We start from the raw sequence: 20,358 nt of genomic DNA on the forward strand, positions 1-20,358 counted from the left end.
TACGAATAACTATATTTTATTACGTTCATGTACGAAATTTATTTAATGTACTTTCGTTCACTTGATTGTTAAGATGTACGAAAGTTACAGGTTTCGTACATATGAAAGTTGGTTTTGCAAGAGTCTCAACTAAAGAGCAAGATTTAAATATTCAACTGTCCAAGTTGGACGCTCATGGCTGTGAAAAAATATTTCAAGGAAAACAGTCAGGTGCTTCCATTAGAAATGAAGAAAAGCTAAAGGAACTCATCGATTTTATCAGGGAGGGTGATGAGGTAATTGTTACTCGCCTTGATCGGCTAGGCCGATCATTAAAGTCTATTCTTGAGGCTATTGAAAGTATCCACAAAAAGGGGGCTTGTTTAAATATTATCGACGGCTCTCTCAATACTAAAAATGATAATCCGTTTGCCACCGCCATGATCAACCTATGTGGAGTATTCGCTCAACTTGAGCGGGATCTTATAAAAGCCAGAACCGCAGAAGGTCGCGAAGAAGCGAAGGCTAAAGGCAAACATATGGGTAGGTTGCCTGCTTTATCAGACAAACAAGCGAAAGAATTATATAAAGATAAATTAAATGGTGAATCGATCTCTGCATTAGCGAAGAAATATTCTGTTAGCCGCCCGACGGTTCATCGAACTATTGAAAGAATGGAACAAAAAAATAATAAACAAAAGGAGATGTTATGTGGTCTGATAAAGAGTCAAAAATTGACTTCTTAAACTTTAATGAAACGGCTGAGTCGATTAAAGATCTTATCACTGAAAAGGAATTAATGCCTATTAGTATAGGTGTCTTTGGTGATTGGGGCGCTGGAAAATCCACGATTCTTGAACTTACCAAAGCATCTTTGGAAACTGATGAACAAGAATATATCCAAGTGCATTTCGATGCATGGACTTTCCAAGGATACGATGACGCTAAAGCAGCGCTATTAGAAACAATTGCATCTACTTTAGTAAAAAAAGCAGCAGACGATAAAAATCTAAGTGCAAAAGCAATAGAGTTTGCTGGACGAATAGATAAGATCAGACTGATGGGACTGCTAATGAATGGTGGTGCAGCATTAGCTGGTATACCGACTATGGGTGGTATACAGAAGATCATGGGACTATTCAGTGGTGGTGACGATGGTGAACTTGATGTTGATGATGTAAAAGGTGCTGTCGATGGCGCTAAGGATGTTGCGAAGAAAAACAAAGGTTTGATCAAAGATAAGAAATCATTCTCACCTCCTAAAGAAATTAAAGAATTCCGAAAAGCATATTCTGATCTGTTAAAGGAGTTTGATAAGCCACTTATTGTCTATGTCGATAATTTAGATCGCTGCTCTCCATTTAATGCCATTTCAACACTTGAGGCGATCAGATTATTTCTATTTTTACCAAATACCGCATTTGTCATTGCCGCCGATGAAGACATGATCCGTTTGGCAGTACCTGAATATCACAAAGGTGCATCTCAACGACATCAAACTGATTATTTAGACAAGCTTATTCAAATTCCTGTGCATGTACCAAGGCCCGGTGTTCTTGAGATAAGGGCATATTTAATGATGCTCACCGCTCAAGACCACGGAGTGACAGATGCTCAGTTAGAAGCGATAAGATGTGCCCTTGAAGAATCATTAAGGCTTTCTTGGAAACAACCACAAATTACCGTTGATGAGCTTCTTCAGGATCACGATATCGAAAAGCATTCAGGACTCAGAAGCAAATTTGTAGTTGCTGAACAGTTAGCTCCACTATTAGCTGAATCCACAAACATTAACGGTAACCCTCGCATAGTTAAGCGATTACTCAATCAAGTTAAGATGAGAAAGAAAACGGCTCACCGTCGAGGAATGCAGCTTGACGAGAAAACTATCACTAAGCTGGTAATTTTTGAGAGGTGCTTAGGCACTCAGGCTACTAACAAGCTTTATGAATTAATTGATAAGGAAAACGGATATCCAAAAGTTTTAGCGGATCTCGAAAATTCAGAAGTTGAATTTGATGAAATAAAGTTACCTGAAGAGTGGAAACTCGACCTAGCTTTTATTGATAAATGGTCAAAATTACCTCCAATGTTTACTGAGATGGATTTGACCCCAGCGGCATACCTTAGCCGAGAAAGCATTCCAATGGGTGCTGTTAATGCGGTAATGTCGGGAGCTGCTCAAAAACTTGTAGAAGAATTAATGAAGCAAAAGGTAAGGGTCAGTGGCGTTAACTCTACTGCGATTACCACAACTCCGAAGGAAGAGTACATGTCAGTCATGGATGGTTTGATTGAAAACTTTAAGTTGATTGGTGATTGGACCGAAAAACCAACAGGCATCTATGGAGCCGTGTTACTTGCCAAGCAGGATGATAAATGTTGCTTAAGTCTTCTTACATTCTTAAAAAGCTTGCCTCGTCAAAGGTGGCTCAATCCAATCTTAAAAGAACTAGAGGGAATTAAGTAATATGGGTACGTCCGCATCGTCTACAGGACCGAATAACAAGAGTCCGCTAATTCCATCTTGGGCAGAGCAAGGAGATCCCGTCACAATAGAGCCTGCATCAGGTACTGATGGGGATGATCAAACTGGTTCTGATAACAATCAATCTGATGATCAGAATGACCATACCAACGATATTGACAATGACAAGGTTCAACAAGAAATCGGTGGTTCGCCAACAGCAACGCCACCTCCAAATAGGTTTGCCAGCGCCAGAAGAGCATTTGGTAAATATGCACAAACAGGTGGCTCAACCTCAGATCTAAGGCGTTCATTAAAAAGTTACTCTAGAAAAGGCTCTGGCGGAGGTAAAAGCACAAGCCGGAGACTAGCAAGCGGTATAACGGCTGGTTCTGGATTGCTTGGTGTCATGCGTGGCGACACCGTAACGGTTAATAATCAAAGCTTATCATTAGGTGATCTAACTGGGTTATCGACTGACCAAGCAATTGACAAAATTGCTAGTCATTTGGCACCTGATAATGCCGATTCGGATGCTGTAAGAGTTGCGTTGGATTACGCACTAGAAGAAGCACTCCCCGATACAGAAGAATTTGACCCAAACAGTTTTACTGACGAAGTTATTCAAGAAGCCATAGGCTGTTATTTAACAGATCTTATTTTTCAGGATGTGGTTGAAGGCATGGGCAGAGCTTGGTTTCATGTTGAGCCTGCAAGTAAGCATCATCAAATGGAAGTAGAATTAAGGGAATTAATAAAAGTGATCACACAAGAGCAGTTAGACAAAGTAACTAATGGCAACCCTAGTACTATTAGCAAGGAAAATATTACTAAAATTCAAGCTGATGCAATTGCAATGACAGTGGATGAATGGGAGAGTTTTGATGACTAATTTTTATTTTAACCATGACCCAGCTAACTTGCCTGATTTTTCTGAAGACTGTCATCCTGTCCAAATGTTTCACACGCATCAAAATGACATCACTAAGCACAGCTTGGTGTCAAAACAACTACTACAAACAGTTCGTGATTTAGGATTGCATGTAGATGCTGATGCAATAGATCTGATAACAATTGCAACCGCCGTTACCGCCGCTGATACATTTGAATTGAGGGATAATGCAGAAAATGCATGGGCTAGAAAAATGCATTTACATGTTCCTGTTACCGATGAGGATATGTGGAATACTGTTGAGCCTGAACTAAGTTCTTTGCTCAACTTTCTAACGGGCGATCAATGGCAGTTTACTTTTGAAAAAACAACTATGCCGATGCCGACTCCTAAAACAAGTGAGCAAGCGAAAGCAAAAGCAAAATCATTAATTGGACTCAACTCAGTCTGCCTTTTTTCAGGAGGTCTTGACAGCGCAGTTGGTGCAATTGACATTTTAAACGGAGAGTCAGCCTTAAAACCGCTTTTGGTTAGTCACGCTTATCGTGGTGATGGCGCAAAACAGGAAGATATTAAGCATTTATTATCCCCGCCATTCGGCGAATTGTCCTATTCAATGTCTCCTCATATTATCAAGCATTTAGAAGGTAAAACTGACATTAGCATGAGGGGAAGAAGCTTCAACTTCCTAGCTATGGCGGTACTTGGTATATCAGCCTTAAGAAATGCTAATTGCGATAGCAGTATTGAAACTATTGTCGTCCCTGAGAATGGCTATATTTCTATAAATCCACCGCTTACCAGAAGACGGATTGGTAGCCATAGTACTAGAACTACTCATCCTAATTTTCTAAGCAGGCTTGAATCTTTGCTTAGAGACACTGGGTTTCATGTCAAATTTGTAAACCCCTATCAATTCAAAACTAAAGGTGAAATGTTAGCGGAATGTGTTGATCAAGACGCAATTAGAAAAGCAGTTCCTCTGAGTGTTTCTTGTAGTCATTGGCACAGAGAGCATAAACAGTGTGGGCATTGTGTACCTTGCCTTATTCGAAGAGCGTCAGTTTTTCATGCTGGTTTTACACAAGATGCGCCATACAAGACAAAGCGGTTGAGAGGTCTTATTAAAGAAAAAGATACTCGCGATGATCTCCAAGCGGTTCAAACTGCCATTATCCGGTTGAAACAGACTGACAATTATCGTTCTTGGCTTCGAAAGTCAGGACCAATACCACAAGATAAAGATATACGAGAAAAACTAGAATCAACTATTAAGCGAGGATTAGCAGAGGTTGAATTATTTCTCCAAGCGGATAAATCATCATGATGGATCTTCATTGCCATGTTGATTTATATCCAGATCATAAAGAGGTATTGAACGACATAAAAAGCAGTAATTATTACGTGCTATCAGTAACTACGGTGCCTTCAGCTTTTGAAGGTACTGTTCAGTTAACAAGTGGCATAAAACACTGTAAAACGGCTTTGGGGCTTCACCCTCAACTTGCTCATTTAAGGAAAAATGAACTACCTCTATTCGATAAGCTAGTTGATAGAACTAGATATATTGGAGAAATTGGGCTGGATGGCTCAAAAGGTTATGCTGATTACTTTGATGATCAATTAGAGGTTTTTACGCATATTTTGAAAAAATGTGAAGGCTTTGATAACAAAATATTAACTATCCATAGTCTTAATGCGACAGGTGAAGTACTTGAACAACTTAAGTTATACCCCGATGCTGGTACTTCTATTCTTCATTGGTTTTTAGGTACTAAGAAGCAAGTTCTAGAAGCCGTCGAGCTAGGCTGTTTCTTTTCTATTGGGCCAGCCATGCTTACTTCAGCCAGAGCTAAAAAAGTAATATCGTGGATACCTCAAGATAGGATTTTACTCGAAACTGATGGCCCTTTCGCCAAAGTGGCGGGGAATATTCTGTTTCCTTCAAGTGTTGGCACTGTTACTGAATATCTGGCTGAAATTTGGTGTAAAAATAAGGCTTCGATAATTGAGCAACTGTCAGCAAACCTTAGGTGTTTAACATCAGTCAAGTAACTAATTATACGTCACGTAATCTTATAACAATTTTATTCAGGTTTAATCGATTTGTTTGAAGTATTTGTATTAGCTATAGCACTCAGTATGGACGTGTTTGCAGTATCCATAGGCTTAGGTTCTAAAAAAGTAGCAAATGCTGAAAAACTCTTTATTAAAGCCGTTGCTTATTTTGGATTTTTCCAAGGCTTTATGCCTCTTTTAGGCTATTACAGCGGTAAAGGTTTATCATCTTGGATTGAAGATTATGCACCTTGGATAGCTTTTATTTTGCTAGTATTTATCGGTGGCAAAATGATTTATGAGTCCCAATCTGAAGGAATTGAAGAAGATATTGCTAATGTTACTCATCGTGTGCTATTTGTTCTTGCTATTGCCACCAGTATTGATGCAATGGCGGCAGGTTATGCAATCACATTGCTTGAGGTAGATATAGCCGTAGCTTGCTTGATAATAGGCGTCACGACGTTTGCCTTTAGCTGGATTGGTGTGAATATCGGCGAAAGAAGTGGCGTATGGCTGGAATCTAAAGCTGAACTATTTGGTGGTTTAGTGTTAATCGCAATCGCATTTAAGATATTACTTGGTTGACACAGAACCACCGAATACTAGGCTACTTACCTGAGCAACATGCATTGCCTTCTTGAATAGGAGGACACTTAACTGTTCCATAAGAGCAATAAACGCAACAATCACCTTTTAACGGTTTAAGTAGTGCTTTACAGCTTTCGCATTCGTAATACCATTGGCAAGCGTTTGTAGGCATGGTTTCAACTTTGCTAAATCCACATTCAGGGCAAGTGATTTTAGATTCTAGTTCTATACCTTGCATACTGGTTCCTTAATGGGCTTAACAATATCTAAAATAGACATTACGACCATCCAAATGATCCCAAAGTAAAATAAGTAAGTGCTCCAGTCGTATTGCCATAAAGGATAAAGGGTCAGCAATACTGCAATTGGGCCAATGACACTTAAAACGCCTCTCAATGAATCTCGATGTTGATACCAATTATAGAAATTAACTAACAACGCTAGTGAAGCAAATAATGGCAATAAGGTGTTCACCGCTATCCCTTCAAAATGTGAAAGAAAACCTAACCCAAGAGCAGATGCCAATGAGCCGAGTGCAGGAAAACATGCTGTGCAGCTAAGGGCGGCTAGCCAAACGCCACCAGAACCTACTTTATCTAGAATTTTATTGATCATAACTATCTACCTCAATTTTTAAGGTAGTATAAACTCCGTACATAAGTACGGGGTCAATAGCTATTTAAGTGAATTTATTACCGGGCAGGATTGAGGGTCTTGATTGGCCTTGCAAGAATCTGTCATATCTTGAATTACTTTCTCTAATCGCTGTAAATCAGCAATTTTATTACGAATGAGATTAAGTTTTTGCAACCCCATCGACTCAATATCAGCGCAACTGTCACTTAGTGACATAAGCGATTCAATTTCTTTCAGCGTAAACCCTAATGCTTTAGCTTTCAGAATAAATTTGAGTTGACTGGTAAGGGCATCGCCATACATTCTGTAACCAGACTCTGGTTTTAAAGGTTGCTCTATCAGACCTTGGCGCTCATAGAAACGGATTGTTTCAACATTGATATCTAAATCTTTTGCCAGTTTTCCAATGGTTCTCATAAACATACTCTTTAGAAGCAGAAATATCATTATACAATTAATGCGGATTGCCTAAACTCAATTTTATTGCATGAACGGGGTCGCTAAGCGTCCTCTTTGTAGAATTAAGTTCACATATCCAGATCACTCTGACCGTCTCTTGTTCGCTCTTGCTGCCTGTCAGGTGAAGTCTAAGCCTAATCAACAAAACTGTAAGTTGAGATATGAGCTACTACATCTAATCTATTGTTTCGTTGAAACTAATTCAATAATTTCACCAGTAGACGTATCCACTCTTATTTCTGTATGTTGCCCTGAATGCTGAAGTTGATTTTGTAAATCGGCATTAATCAGTTTGAGCTTATCTATTTCTGCGTACATTTCACTCAACAACACTAATAACTTTGTATCTTTATTATCGATTTCCTTAGTGCCGATATTATTTTTTTGCTTTTCTTTAGCAAGCTTGCTTTTTAGTTCGGCTACCTTTGTTCTGAGTTGTTTTATTAAATTATCTTTATTTTTTTCTTCCCAAGTTAATTGAGCTTTTTCAATACTTTCTCGTAACTTTACCCATTTTTCTTCTTCTTTAGATAGATTCGCAATATTTCTTTTAGCTCTCGTTGCTACTGCATTTTTGGTTATCTTGCTGCCATCAGATTTCATCTCTTCAAAAGCACGTTTTATATCATCATATGCGCTACTCATGCTTGTTCTCCTTGGTTTGTATGCGCTTTGCCTTCATCTAATACATAGTCAGCTGCTGCTATATTATTTTTCCAGTGAATAGCAAATAGCTCGTAATCTTCTTGCTCTTCTGTGGTTGATGCTGCATATGCCTCTAGTTTCTGGGTCGCATCTTTTTTTATCACTTGCCAATTGACCTTGTGGCGTTTGGTAATGATTTTACTACCACAATACACACAGCCACTAGGGATTCCTGCTCCTTTTATCTTGCAAGCTTCTCCCGCAGTGCAGTACCCCGTAGGCAAGCCACGTATGTTTTTAATATTTTTGACGAGAAATTTTTTCAGTTCTTCAATTGAACTGAAATGGATCTGCTTAATCACAGTCGAATCTTTACTTTGACTATCAGTAATACCTATTATCAGATCTTTAGATGTTTTATTAATTTGCTCACCAGCACCACCTTTAAGTGATTGTGACTCGGCTTCATCTATTAACTCTTCTGCAACACGGTCAATTAAAATCTCATTAAACTCTTCAGTAGTTTTAATTAAAGTTGTTGAGGCCAAAAATGCTCTTCGAGTATAAACAAACGTCATTAGGCTGGTTAAATGTTTAAATTGATATCTAATATCATCAAGCTCACCTAATTTATTGGCAATGACAAAGTAGGCCAACGTATGTCGAAACATGTGAGCGGTTAATCTAAACGTATCGCCTTCTTCGTATGGGACACCTCTATTCTCTCCTCTAACTTCTTTGTAGTTAGATTCAAGGCGTTCAAGCTCTGCTATATCATCATCGTCTAGAGTTAAGTCAAAAAGCTCAATGTTTTCACTGTTTTTAACCTCAAATTTTGTGAATCGCCCAGCATCGCTAAAACTAACACTACAGCTACTATGTGAAACCCCGAAAAGACGGTTTCTTTCTAACCCTTCTTTCAAGTTGTGTGCTTGACTACTTGTTATATTGGCTCTGCATGAAGAAAGTACAGCTTTTGCCCTTTCTTGCATACCGAACACATATTTTTCGTAAATACCAACACACTCATGTACTTCAGCGTTTGAAAACCATTCCATCTCAACCTTACTGTTGTCGGTTTTGGTCATGATTGCCGTAATGTAATAAATATCATCTTTGTAATTGGCACAGCCAACCTTGCATGTAAGTACTTCGTTATATCTCATGCCTGTATAGGCCAAGATATTAATGTATGTGGCTAATTTTAAATCTTCTAATTCTTCGGATAATTGAATGAATTCCACTTCATCGGGTAAGTTTCTTACATGTTTTGCTATTAGCTCACCTGTACTAATTTTGGGCGGTGGTTCAACGGAGCCTTCATTTAAACTATCTATTAAGCGTGCATTTAATTCTAGCCATCGTTCTATCTTATCCTTAGAGTTTTCAACTATTTTTTCTGCAAACTTCAGAATTTTTTTCATTACTTTAGTAGGAATGACAGGGTGCGAATAAGTGACTGGTCTCGGATGGTGTAACTCGTTTAGTTGGTTAAGTACATCAATAAAAACACTACACACCTTAGGGCCAAAAAGACGAAAGCTGCGCTGCACGTCAAATAGTTTAGTAAATGAGTGTGATTGTCTGTAAATAGCTATTTTCCTGACTTCATATAAATAGTCTTTTATGAGATTCCTAATAACTAAGTCAGATTTGAACTCCAACTCATGAAATGAGTGATAACCTCTTTGTCTTAAGAAGGCTGCAAATAAATTTAGATACGTTACATCATTTTGAAGTGTAGAGATTTTTAGAGGTTTACCGCCTACAACATCACCATGTGTGAGTTTAATTAGTGAATAAATTCGAATTTGATATGCTAATTCATCAACACCTTTAAAATTCACATTTCTTTGCGTTTCTTCATAGCTTATCCAAGTGTCATCGCCAAAGTGAATAGTGCCATGTTTAGCAATATTCAATGCTCTGTTTTCCCACAAAGCAATCGAATTAAAAGCGCTAGTATCATCAACTTTAAAATCTTCTAACACCTGAACCAAAGGTTTTATAGTGATTTGACCTGTATGTGTTTTTACAACAGCGATATCAAGTAGTTTTGTTTTAGTTATCTCTTTGGTCATAGCAAACCTGTGTTTTTCCAATGAGGATGAATACCCTCTGTTCTCAATAGTTCTTTTCCATCAGTCACAGCTTGAGCATTAAGCTTGGCAATATCAGCTAATATTTCGTTAACCCTATTTTTCAACTGCTCTATGTTTTCCAGTTGCTCTGTTATAGAGTCAAATGTTGCGGCTGAGTTTTCCATATCAGCAACAACAAAATCCCGGTATGACAAAAGTTTCCAAACATGCAATGCGTCAGCAACACAGCGATAGAACGGACACCACAAGCATGCGTTAAAGTCGGCACATGCATGCTCGTTTGTATCTCGCTGGTCTAATAATTTCCTGTTTTGTGATTCGAATGCCACTACTGCGGATTTATCTTTTGAGTTAATGCATGTGCCATTCGGGACTTTTTTACCGTCTTCTGGTGGAGTCTGCAAAATGATTACTTTGTCGGTAACATCGCGAACAAAATAGTCTGCCATTGTTTTTGTCGCTCTGTTGATTGTCATTGCAACATCTTTGTTATCTTGCATTAAATAATGACGCAAGAACGTTTCATAAGAGTGCTTGCCAGCTTTTTGATACCACTTAAATTCTTTGGCAACTTTTCGGTAAATGTAGTTAAGCCCTGATTTTCTGATCTTTTGCGAATTAAATACGATATCACACCCAAGCTCAGTCAATATCCTATCTATAGTGGTCTTGAAACGTGATGCTGTTAATAATTGAATCTTTACTTCTCCAATACTATTTACTTTGGGAAAAACAAAAATTCTTTTTGATAGGTTCTCAATAGAAGGGCGGTAAATAGACGTAAGTTTAGTCGCAGCCTTAATATCAAATATTACTGGTTCGACAACGTCGCCGTATAAGACGCCTTCTTTTTCTAGATCTTCGGCTTGAATTTCAAATTTATGCCATTGTGTTTGATAATTAGCTCGGCGTTTAAATAAACGAAGAGCAGGAGTTTTACTTGAATGTAATGGCGTGTTAAAGAAAAATAAGTCGTCAGTATCAAGCTCTAGCGTAGGAGTTGAATTCCAACCAGTTTTCAATATGACTTTTGCTGCATAAAGTGTAACTTTGTCTTTAATTGTGAGTAAGGTCTCAGAAAGCCCTTTTTCTATGTAATATGCTAATTCTACTACTTCTCTATATGAGTAGAGCTTATCTTGATTCTGAGAGAGTTGCTCTTGATGTTGTGCAGTTAATTCGGTGTTGACCGGAAAGCTTTTAATAGTATCTAGACCATAAAACGATAGTAATTTGTCGATAGCGCTCTGATATTGATTACCAACAAAAACCGACAAGTCGCCTTGTTTTGATTTTAGTTGAATTGCCTCTCTTATAGCCTTTAGTATCTCACAGTTATTTTCAACAAAAGCATGAACCCCATGACTGGCAATAAGCTTCATTTGTTCATCTGTTAATGATGATGCATTTTCTTTCAATGCTCTAGCCATACTACCTATGTAACCTTTGAGAGTGACGATACCTATGCTCTCGCCATCAATTCGCTTTGTAAAAACTTTATGGTATTCGACTAGGTTTTGATAAAATTTATAGGCATTGTCATATACCCACTCATGCTTCTGCCATTCGGTAGTGTCACTTTCTTTAAGGTAATAGCCCAATGAGTAGGGTAATAAACTTTCCTTTGCGATTTTTTCACCCGTAACAAAGTGGTAAAGGTCCAATGCAGCGTTTAGTAGCAGTAAAAACTGCTGGTTATTTTGAGTTTCTTCTTGGTAATGCTTATAAAGGTATTTAAATCCCTGAAGGCCATTTTCTGCAAACCCTTGAATTCCACGCTCACTAAGCAGCTTAATTATTGGTGATGCTACGCTACCAGCACTATTCAACCACCTTGGAAATGATAAAGTTGAGGATCTAACTCTTGTTGTATTAGCTTCCGAAGCGCTTGCTATCTGATTTTTCAAAAAAGCATCAACTTCATTGCCAAATTTGGATGATATGCTTTGTGCATACCCTATTACTTCGGCTTCAGTTTTAAATTGATTGACTCTAGCTTTACCCCACACATCGGGTAGTATAAATTTTAAAAAAGTACGGAAGTTGTGATTGCATATAAATGATGAAACGAATTCCCTATCCTGTAATGTTGCCAATAATGGCAGTTTGACGCGTTCAGTATTCTTAAAAGTATCATGTAGACAAAGATTTATAATAGCTGTCGCAGTTTTGAGGATATTGTCCCTAATAGAAGAATCTTTGAGGCTTAATTCTGGAAGGACGAGATAGTCCAGATATTTATTTAGTAATTTACGAATCTCTTTTACTTGATGGAATTCAAGTTCGAATAATTTAGTTATGTCGATTGAAGTAGCCCCATTTACTAGTCTAAAAGGAGCGTTGATAGCGTTATCATAAAAATGAAACTTAGCTAAGTTTTCTAAGGCTTCTTCTATACGAGTAGCATAACTAGGTAGCTTGACATCATTTATTTCATTAATGCAAAAGTATTCCAGTTCTTGCCAAATTTCAAAGTCTGATAGAGCATTTAATCCCGAAGTTTGAATTGATGTCGCAGTATCTGTACTAACCTTATTAAGGGCTAGAGGAAGAGTGTGTTGTAAACTGACACAAGCATTCCGCAAGCGACTCATTGAAATAGCAGTGTCGTCATCTGCGCTAATATTGTTTTCTTTGTCATATGCCCTGTTAAATAAAACGTCTAACTGTTTGGCTAGAACAATTGAATGAGGTTTAAATCTAGCAGGAATACGATTGGACTTCCGCGTTTTAACTTGCTGCTGCATCTTCAGCCTCACGCATCAGTAATTCGTCAACATCACCGTAGATATCTTTCACCCACTCTGACATTGCTCCGTATGCATCCACTGCTACACTTTTGGCAAAGTCGATGTAACGTTTGGTTGTTTTAAAACTTTCGTGACTCATCAAGGTCATTAGTGTCTGTCTGATGGAACTCTCCGATTCACCTTTGTCAATTAGGTATTTAGCGACATAAGTAGCAAAGGTAGCGCGTAAGTCATGGAATGTGCGTAATAGTATTTCTAATCCCTGCTTCCTTTGTTCTTTTCTAACTATGGAAATAGTATTCCCCGGTGTATCTTCGCTTATCCGCGATCCTGAACTATTCATAAACAAAGGAAGCGGATGTTCACTATTGTCCATACCATGATTAGTCTCATGTTTGGTACGTCGCTTCATATTTTGAATTGTCAAAGTGTGATTGTACAAAAGCTTCATTAGAACTCGCGCTATTGTTAATCTCACTGGCTTATGTCCTTTTCGTACAATGTTCAATTTTGGAATACGTTTCTCGTTTTCTTTTTCATCAGGATCAAAAAGGTCTTTCTGGTCGATGGCTGAAATCTCAAAAGAACGAAGTCCACCTAGCAAAGCACATTGCAAATAAAGTTTATAAGTCTCTTTTTGAGCTGTATTCGTCTCCAGTAACTGTTTAAGTTCTTTTGGAGAATATGGTTGTAGACCTTTGTCTGGTGAGTCTTCTTTTTGTTTCAATGTATTTGGAATGCTCAAATTACTGACCCATTTCCATAAGCCCCCAGAACGATTGTTGCTGGTAGGTAATTGAAACAACGAACTGACACCTGATTTAGCTTTTGTTTTAATACGTACCTGTTTATATTCGAGCGAAAAAGGGAGGCTATCTATAGCCCCGCGTTTATGACTCCATATATAGAATGCTTTAACCGCTCTAATTCGTTCTTGAGCACTGTTAAAGCTTATGCGTTTAGACTTATCTTTGGTTTCGATTCTTTCACACAAATGCTCGTGATATCTCCACACAGGTAACCTAGAAATCTCATCATCTACAGACTGTTTCGAAAGTGGCGCGGCTATTACTTCAAAATAGGATGCACCATCTTTATCCAACCAATCTAAGAAAGCTTTTAAGTGCTTAGCTATACTGCGAACAGACTTAACATCTAATGGCTTTCCCGGTTGGCTGGCATGATAAGCGTCACTAAAAGCCTCATTGTCTATTTGATTCTTTTTGAGACTGAAATGACCTTCAAAGCGGTGCATTAAAAATAAGTTCATTTCTTGGCATTCTGTGAAGCGAGTCGGGTGATATAGCACTGGAAAATTAGGTTCTATTTTATCGTGCCTATATGAGTGAGTTCTGATGCCTTTTTCAGTCTTAATAGGTTGCCCTGATTTATCGAGGTGAAAAGACATTCCTTTTCCAAAGTTGACTGATGTTTTAATTATTTTAGTTTTTGTTGTATTTCGAAGTATCATTTTCGTTCACCTTTGATTCTTAGCTAGAGTATGTGTGTAAAAACTTTTTTGTTCAAGTTTATTAAGGGTATGATAGTATTATATCAATTCGGGGGTGATTTTGGATGAGAGTCAAAACTTAACGGCATCACAGCTTAAAACCATTATTACCCGCTGCGGTGAAGGCACGAAACTAATTTGCTCAGGTAACTTGGCGCAAATAGATAGCAACTACTTAACCCCCGTAACTTCAGGGCTTACCTATATTGTTGAACGCTTTAAAGATTTTGAAGGCAGCGCCACTGTTAACTTAAATGGCGTCGTACGCAGCCGTTTAGCCAGCTTCGCTGAAGAAAATTTATAACTTGCTAGTACTTCTATGCCTCGTTAACCTAACCGTTAACGAGGTAAGGTACTTATAACCAGTGAATTTTTTACCATTAAAGCATTATTATCGCTCTTTATCAGTGGCACTTATTGTGCCACTGATGGTGGCGTTTTTTTTGTGTTTGCATCTTTATAATTTAAAGCTCGAACGTGCTATTGAAAGCAGGCAAAACGGTTTTAATAATATCTCTGCACAGCTTAGCCATGCAATGAATGCTGCCAATGGCTTAATAGATACTATGTTCAAGCTCTACGAGCAGCCACTTTCTTATGATTATGCGCCTAGCTTGGCGCGCAATGTTAATCAGTTTGACCATTATTATTACCAATTGGTAGGTGAGGGGATCGGAGAAGTTGTGGGGCAAGGTCGATTTGCTTCAACGCAATTTGCAGTTAATCAATGGCGACAAGTTATAGCCTTAGGTCCATCGTTCAATACCGCACTTTCTTTAATTCAATCACTTGAAGCAGTTGCCTATGTAAACCAGCAGGGTTTTGTTTTTATTAAACGACGTAATACAACGAAAAGTGAGTTGCTTACGAGTGTTTTAGATAACAAGTTTCGTCCATTGCAACTGAATGAAGAGCGGCTTGCTTCAAGCTCTGTTTTGACCATAAACGGTCATGCCTATTTTGCGATTGGTAAACAAAGAGCTGCTGATAGTCAAGATTATATCGTTTTGATCTATGACCTAGAGGCTATTTCATTGTGGCTTAAGAAGATAGCACCTAGTGATGGTGAGTTTATCTTTATTAATCAAGACAACCAAGTGATTGCTAGCTCTAAAGAGATATTAAAGAGCGCCATTAATGCGACAGGATATTGGCCAGATATCGTTGAAAGTTCAGGCTCGCGCTATCAAAGTCATTTTGTACAAGATACTACCAACTTACCTATTCATACGCGTTTTCACGAATCACTTAGGGCATTGAGTAAGCCTATTGGCTATGACATTTTTTTAGAGTTTATGTTTTTAAGCGTCTTTTTAGTAATGATGTTTAGTGCCGTGTTTTGGTTAAGCCAACGTATTTTTGTAAAACCCATGACGCATTTGATGAATTATTTAGAGCAGCATGATGAGGGCAAGCAAGCGCTTGTAAGTTACAAAATTCCTGCTAACTGGCAGCCTTGGTTTAGTCGTGTTAAGCAGATCTTTCGACGCAATGAAGAGTTAGTACAGTCCTTACAAGAAGCCAATAAAACTTTAGATTCTCAAGTACAAGTAAAGTCGCAACAGCTTAGAAGAAGTATTGATGCTAAAGAGCGTCAATTAGCGTTATTAAACACCATGCTCAACAATGTTCCGGATATTATTTATTTTAAGAATATTGATGGCTCATTTTTGGGGTGTAATAAAGCATATGAACGCTACATAGGCTTGCCACAAGAAAAGTTAGTGGGTCAGCAATTATGTGATATCAGTGATGATAATGGCGAAATCAACGAGCTTGAAAAGAAAGTGCTCAAAGACAGACAGGTTTATCAAAAACGTTTATCAACACAAGATAAAATCTATGATTTGAGCATAGTGCCTTTTTATAACGAGCATCAGCAGTTTTTGGGGACTATGGCGATTGGTCGTGATATTACCAAACAGTATGAAGCGCTCAATGCGTTGCAAAGTTCAGAAGCTAAATTACGAAGTGCAATGGAGTATGCTGCCAATGGCGTGCTGTTAGTGTCACTTGATTATCAGGTTTTACAAGTAAATAAAGCGGCAAGGAAGATTTTTTCAATTGATTTAGGTAATAAATCACCTAGTCACTATACATTGGAAGACCTATTTGCTGAGCAATCATTTAATACATTAAAAGAGACGTTACTAGATTTACTCAACGAGAAGAAGAATGTCTATCACTTTAGCCTGCCACAACAAGAGCAAAAGCGATGGCTACAAATTAGTGTTTCATTAGTGTTTAATGGCGAGCAAACACCCGACTACTATGTTGTGCATGTGCAAGATGTTACAGCGCTTGTGCAAGCAAAAGACGATGCTGAGCGAGCAACATTGGCAAAAAGCCGATTTATTGCAAACTTAAGTCATGAAATTCGTACGCCGTTGAATGCAGTGTTAGGCCTGATTGATGTAATTGCTTTACAAGGCTTATCAGCTGAGCAGCGTACTCATGCAGAACAAGCTAAATCTGCGGCAAATAGTTTACTTACTTTACTTAATCGCATGCTTGACTTTGCTCGAGCAGAAAACTCGCAAATGCAATTAAGTAATGCGCCATTTAGTGTCTCTAATTTAATTGAGTATTGCCAAGGCTTGATCGCACCACTGTGCAGAAAAAAAGGCTTAACTTTTAATATTGAATGTGATGATGATATCAATGACAGCTTAATTGGCGACCAAATATGTTTGCAACAAGTGTTAGGAAATTTACTGACAAACGCCGCTAAGTTTACAGAGCAAGGCAGTGTCACCTTGTGTATGAAGCTCATTGAACAATCAACAGAGCAGCAACTTATTTGTTTTACCGTCAAAGATACTGGTATAGGGATAAGCCAAGAAGATCAAAGTCGTTTATTTGATGCGTTTACACAGGGCGATGAATCTCTTACTCGTTCACATCAAGGCGTAGGACTTGGTCTTGCCATTGTGAAGTATGAGGTTGCCTTGATGGGAGGTGAAATCAAGCTTGAGAGTGAAAAAGGCAAAGGCAGTGAGTTTTACTTTTGCTTACAGTTTGATAAAACCACAGAGTCGGCCAAAAAGTCTGTGGTGTCGTTACCCTCTAAAATGGATTTATCAGGCTTACTCGTACTTGCTGTAGACGATAACCCACTCAATTTAAACATAATTAAAAGTATTCTAGAGCAAGCTGATGTTAATGTTGTTTGTGCAGACAGTGGTGAAAAAGCGATAAAGCTTGCAAAGTCATTGCATCCTGATCTGATTTTTATGGATATTCAAATGCCAGAAATGGATGGTTGCCAAGCAACGCGCATTATTCGTCAGACATTTAGTAAACAACAAATACCAATCTATGCATTAACGGCACACAGTGAACCTGCTGACATAGAGCAATCAGTTGCAGCTGGTATGAATAAGCACCTAACCAAGCCAATTGTTGCGAGCAAATTATTTTTAGCCATGAATGAATTGGAACATAAAAAAGAATCCTTTTTCGATCAAGACTTTATTCTATCCCAATTTGGAAACAGCACTAAGTTAGTATTAACTATGTTGTCAAAGTTTGCGATTATGGCACAAGAGCAGTTATTACTCATATCTAAAGTAAACACTGCGCAAGAGCTGATACGTGTGGTGCATAATCTTAAAGGGTCAGCTGGAAACCTCGGTTTTAAACGTTTGTCAGCGTGCGCTCAGGAATGTGAAGTTAAGCTGAAGAAAACTGGTGAACTGCCCGAACAATTAAATGATGAATTGCAATGCCAATTACAGCAAGTGATTGCATTTATCATCGAACAAGGATCTACACATGTTGAAAAGAGCCAAGGTACTGATTGTTGATGATGATCCGTTAAATCGCTTGGTATTAGAGAAAACGTTGCAGCAAGACTACGATGTTTTTTGTGTTGAAAGTGGTGAAAAAGCACTGACGTTTTTGAAAACTCAAGCTGTCGACTTGTTGATTTTAGATATAGTGATGCCCGGCATTGATGGTTACGAGGTACTTGGCAAGTTAAAAGAAAATGCCACAACCAGCATGTTACCCGTTATCTTTATTTCCGCGAATAACAGCCATGATGATGAAGCAAAGGGCCTTGAATTAGGTGCAATGGACTACATCACTAAACCTTTTAGTGCTGCGATAGTTCGTGCAAGGGTACGCAATCAGTTATTAATTAAGCAAAAAAATGACCTTCTTGAAATGCTTGCTTCGATTGATGGGTTGACGGAAATACCTAACAGGCGTTATTTAGATGAGAATTTAGCTCGTGAATGGCGTCGAAGTCGTCGAGACTGTACACCGTTATCTGTGCTGTTAATGGACGTTGATCACTTTAAACGCTACAACGATTGTTATGGACATAGAGCCGGGGATGATTGTTTGAAAAAAATTGCTCACGCGCTTGTGGGGGCATGTGAGCGCGGCAGTGACTTTGTAGCACGTTATGGTGGTGAAGAATTTGCTGCGGTACTGCCAAACACTTCTGCAAAAGAAGCTATTGCATTTGCTAACAAACTACGCGATGCAGTGAATAAACTAAATATCCCTCATAAAGCGTCTTTAAATGCTGATCACATTACGATTAGTATTGGTATTGCCACCACTGAAACCGGGCAAGTATACGCAGAGCAAACTTTATTAGAAGAGGCTGATTTAGGTTTGTATCAAGCTAAAGATACTGGACGCGATAAAGTTGTTTCAAGGATGGTTGCGGTAAATGAATCAGAGTAGGCAAAGCCTACTCTTAACTTTAGCTTGCTAATTAGCCGTTACTTAGCGATTGATAAATTGTATCGCCCACGCCGATTAACTTATCATTTTTAAATACTAAAGGTGTGCACTCATCTTTTGTCATCTTGCCATCTGAATGAATGCTATGCGTAACATAAAATAGCACTTGATATACATCATCACCTTGTTTTAGCAGCTCGGTAAAGTTAGGTGTATGAAGTTTGTTTAATACTGTTTGATAACTGGTATCGAGTGCAAGGTTAGAAATAATTTCACGATTATTTTTATGTTGCTTCTCCCAGCTTGATGAAGAACTACCTGCCCAATGTGTATCGGCTTCGCCATCTGAAACTGCAATAACGCAACCTGTTAAGAATGGAGCAGATAGTGCAGCGATTAGAAGAGCTTTTTTCATTTTTTTTTCCTAGAAATTCGAGTTTAAGTGATTGTTAGATAGCAATCAGCTTGCCAACTTTAAAAGTCTTTTTAAATCAATGTTTTGCCTGTTAACTTACATGCGTTATAGGCTAAATAAACACGTAGATTAGTCTGTTTGACTAATTTGTTGTATTTTAGACTAATCTATTCCGTGGTTCGCCTTGGTTAAATGCTTGGATATTTAAAGCTATTTCGTTAACTAAGCGAGCGATTGATTCTTGGCTTGCCCATGCGATGTGTGGTGTGAGTAATAAGTTTGCGCCTTTGTATAGTGCCAGCGGGTTTGCTTGCTCTGCGGGTTCTTTACTAAGTACATCTACACCTGCGCCAGCAATGACATTATTAGCTAAAGCGTCAGCTAAATCGGCTTCATTGATAATCCCACCACGAGCGGTATTAATAATAATAGCTGACGATTTCATCATGCTTAATTCTGCCGCGGCTATTTGGTTGCGTGTTTCATCCGTTAGCGGGCAATGAACACTAATAATATCGGCTTTGCTTAGGGCATCATTAAAACTAACACGACCTTCACGAGGCGTATGACCTTTTCGCTCACTGATAATGACATTGGCACCAAAGGCACGCGCTACATCAGCCACAGCTTTACCTAATGACCCATAACCAACAATTGCCAATGTTTTGCCGGCAATTTCATTAAAGCTGTAATCTAAGCGACAAAACATTGGGCTTTGTTGCCATAAACCTTGCTGGCAATCATTAATGTATCTATGAGTATTACCCAATAAGTTAGTGATTAAGGTAAAGGTATGCTGCACCACGCTCGGTGTTGAATAGCCCGCCACATTTGTCACTGCAATGTTATGCTCTTTTGCTGCCTCTAAATCGATATTATTAGTGCCTGTTGCTGCAACGCATATTAATTTCAAATTAGTTAACTGGCTCATAGCGAGCTGATCAATCACCACTTTATTACTGATAATTACATCAGCATCTTGGCAGCGCTCAACAACTTGCTCTTGGGAAGTTAGATCGTAACAAGTTAATTTACCTAGCTGTGCTAAGGCATCTAACGAAGTGTTGGCTAATGTTGCTGCATCAAGGACAGTAATATTCATGTGCTTTCCTTTTTTAATTTATTGCTTGACCTTGGGGTGTACTCCAAGGTTTAT

Annotated in this window: 17 protein-coding genes and 1 pseudogene; 9 read left to right on the forward strand and 9 right to left on the reverse strand. The window is 38.4% G+C overall.

The window, feature by feature from the left end:
• Positions 1-101: 101 nt before the first annotated feature.
• From E5N72_RS05650 to E5N72_RS05675, 6 genes are read left to right on the forward strand one after another with little or no spacing between them, the layout of a single operon-like run.
• A complete protein-coding gene (locus E5N72_RS05650; protein WP_016708228.1) occupies positions 102-725 on the forward strand; it encodes a recombinase family protein in 624 nt (207 codons plus the stop codon).
• Entirely contained in the window at positions 689-2,449 is a 1,761-nt protein-coding gene (locus E5N72_RS05655; RefSeq protein WP_016708227.1) for a P-loop NTPase fold protein, read from the forward strand. The genes E5N72_RS05650 and E5N72_RS05655 overlap by 37 nt, the downstream gene beginning before the upstream one ends.
• A gap of 1 nt (position 2,450) precedes the next feature.
• Positions 2,451-3,338 carry a hypothetical protein gene (locus E5N72_RS05660; protein ID WP_016708226.1) on the forward strand — a complete coding sequence of 296 codons (888 nt, stop codon included), beginning with the start codon at positions 2,451-2,453 and terminating at the stop codon, positions 3,336-3,338.
• A complete protein-coding gene (gene qatC / locus E5N72_RS05665) occupies positions 3,331-4,665 on the forward strand; it encodes a Qat anti-phage system QueC-like protein QatC (protein ID WP_016708225.1) in 1,335 nt (444 codons plus the stop codon). Before E5N72_RS05660 ends, qatC begins: the two co-directional genes overlap by 8 nt.
• Positions 4,662-5,393 carry a Qat anti-phage system TatD family nuclease QatD gene (qatD, locus tag E5N72_RS05670; protein WP_135923586.1) on the forward strand — a complete coding sequence of 244 codons (732 nt, stop codon included), beginning with the start codon at positions 4,662-4,664 and terminating at the stop codon, positions 5,391-5,393. Before qatC ends, qatD begins: the two co-directional genes overlap by 4 nt.
• A gap of 51 nt (positions 5,394-5,444) precedes the next feature.
• Positions 5,445-5,984, forward strand: a complete 540-nt coding sequence (locus E5N72_RS05675; RefSeq protein WP_135923587.1) for a manganese efflux pump MntP family protein — start codon at positions 5,445-5,447, stop codon at positions 5,982-5,984.
• 22 nt (positions 5,985-6,006) lie between these two features.
• Here the strand turns inward: E5N72_RS05675 and E5N72_RS05680 are convergent, their stop codons facing one another.
• The 7 genes from E5N72_RS05680 to E5N72_RS05710 all read right to left on the reverse strand — a co-directional run bounded on the left by E5N72_RS05680 (position 6,007) and on the right by E5N72_RS05710 (position 14,050).
• Positions 6,007-6,225, reverse strand: coding sequence for a GDCCVxC domain-containing (seleno)protein (locus E5N72_RS05680; protein ID WP_008109710.1), 219 nt, complete (start codon positions 6,223-6,225; stop codon positions 6,007-6,009).
• Positions 6,213-6,602 carry an organomercurial transporter MerC gene (merC, locus tag E5N72_RS05685; protein WP_008109712.1) on the reverse strand — a complete coding sequence of 130 codons (390 nt, stop codon included), beginning with the start codon at positions 6,600-6,602 and terminating at the stop codon, positions 6,213-6,215. The genes E5N72_RS05680 and merC overlap by 13 nt, the downstream gene beginning before the upstream one ends.
• Positions 6,603-6,662: 60 nt before the next feature.
• Positions 6,663-7,040 (reverse strand): MerR family transcriptional regulator, encoded by a 378-nt coding sequence (locus E5N72_RS05690; protein WP_008464133.1) that lies wholly within the window; start codon positions 7,038-7,040, stop codon positions 6,663-6,665.
• Between the two features lie 222 nt (positions 7,041-7,262).
• A complete protein-coding gene (locus tag E5N72_RS05695; RefSeq protein ID WP_008113385.1) occupies positions 7,263-7,727 on the reverse strand; it encodes a hypothetical protein in 465 nt (154 codons plus the stop codon).
• Complete coding sequence (locus tag E5N72_RS05700; protein ID WP_008113384.1) at positions 7,724-9,808, reverse strand: hypothetical protein; 2,085 nt, start codon at positions 9,806-9,808, stop codon at positions 7,724-7,726. The genes E5N72_RS05695 and E5N72_RS05700 overlap by 4 nt, the downstream gene beginning before the upstream one ends.
• The gene (locus tag E5N72_RS05705) at positions 9,805-12,576 is read right to left on the reverse strand and encodes a hypothetical protein (protein WP_135923588.1); all 2,772 of its coding nucleotides are present in this window, start codon (positions 12,574-12,576) and stop codon (positions 9,805-9,807) included. Before E5N72_RS05705 ends, E5N72_RS05700 begins: the two co-directional genes overlap by 4 nt.
• The gene (locus E5N72_RS05710; protein ID WP_075594024.1) at positions 12,560-14,050 is read right to left on the reverse strand and encodes a site-specific integrase; all 1,491 of its coding nucleotides are present in this window, start codon (positions 14,048-14,050) and stop codon (positions 12,560-12,562) included. Before E5N72_RS05710 ends, E5N72_RS05705 begins: the two co-directional genes overlap by 17 nt.
• Before the next feature lie 85 nt (positions 14,051-14,135).
• Here E5N72_RS05710 and E5N72_RS05715 point away from each other — a divergent pair.
• From E5N72_RS05715 to E5N72_RS05725, 3 genes and pseudogenes are all read left to right on the forward strand, one after another.
• Positions 14,136-14,393, forward strand: a pseudogene (locus E5N72_RS05715) (PhoH family protein); the annotation flags it as partial.
• 61 nt (positions 14,394-14,454) lie between these two features.
• Positions 14,455-17,895, forward strand: coding sequence for a response regulator (locus E5N72_RS05720; RefSeq protein WP_135923589.1), 3,441 nt, complete (start codon positions 14,455-14,457; stop codon positions 17,893-17,895).
• Complete coding sequence (locus E5N72_RS05725; RefSeq protein WP_135923590.1) at positions 17,864-18,787, forward strand: diguanylate cyclase; 924 nt, start codon at positions 17,864-17,866, stop codon at positions 18,785-18,787. Before E5N72_RS05720 ends, E5N72_RS05725 begins: the two co-directional genes overlap by 32 nt.
• Positions 18,788-18,818: 31 nt before the next feature.
• Here E5N72_RS05725 and E5N72_RS05730 read toward each other — a convergent pair whose 3' ends face one another.
• Together E5N72_RS05730 and E5N72_RS05735 are read right to left on the reverse strand one after the other, a co-directional pair.
• Positions 18,819-19,202, reverse strand: a complete 384-nt coding sequence (locus tag E5N72_RS05730; RefSeq protein ID WP_135923591.1) for a DUF3192 domain-containing protein — start codon at positions 19,200-19,202, stop codon at positions 18,819-18,821.
• Positions 19,203-19,359: 157 nt separating this feature from the next.
• Positions 19,360-20,304 carry a D-2-hydroxyacid dehydrogenase gene (locus tag E5N72_RS05735; protein ID WP_135923592.1) on the reverse strand — a complete coding sequence of 315 codons (945 nt, stop codon included), beginning with the start codon at positions 20,302-20,304 and terminating at the stop codon, positions 19,360-19,362.
• Positions 20,305-20,358 lie beyond the last annotated feature (54 nt).

The organism is Pseudoalteromonas sp. MEBiC 03607 (assembly GCF_004792295.1).
GTDB lineage: Bacteria > Pseudomonadota > Gammaproteobacteria > Enterobacterales > Alteromonadaceae > Pseudoalteromonas > Pseudoalteromonas lipolytica_C.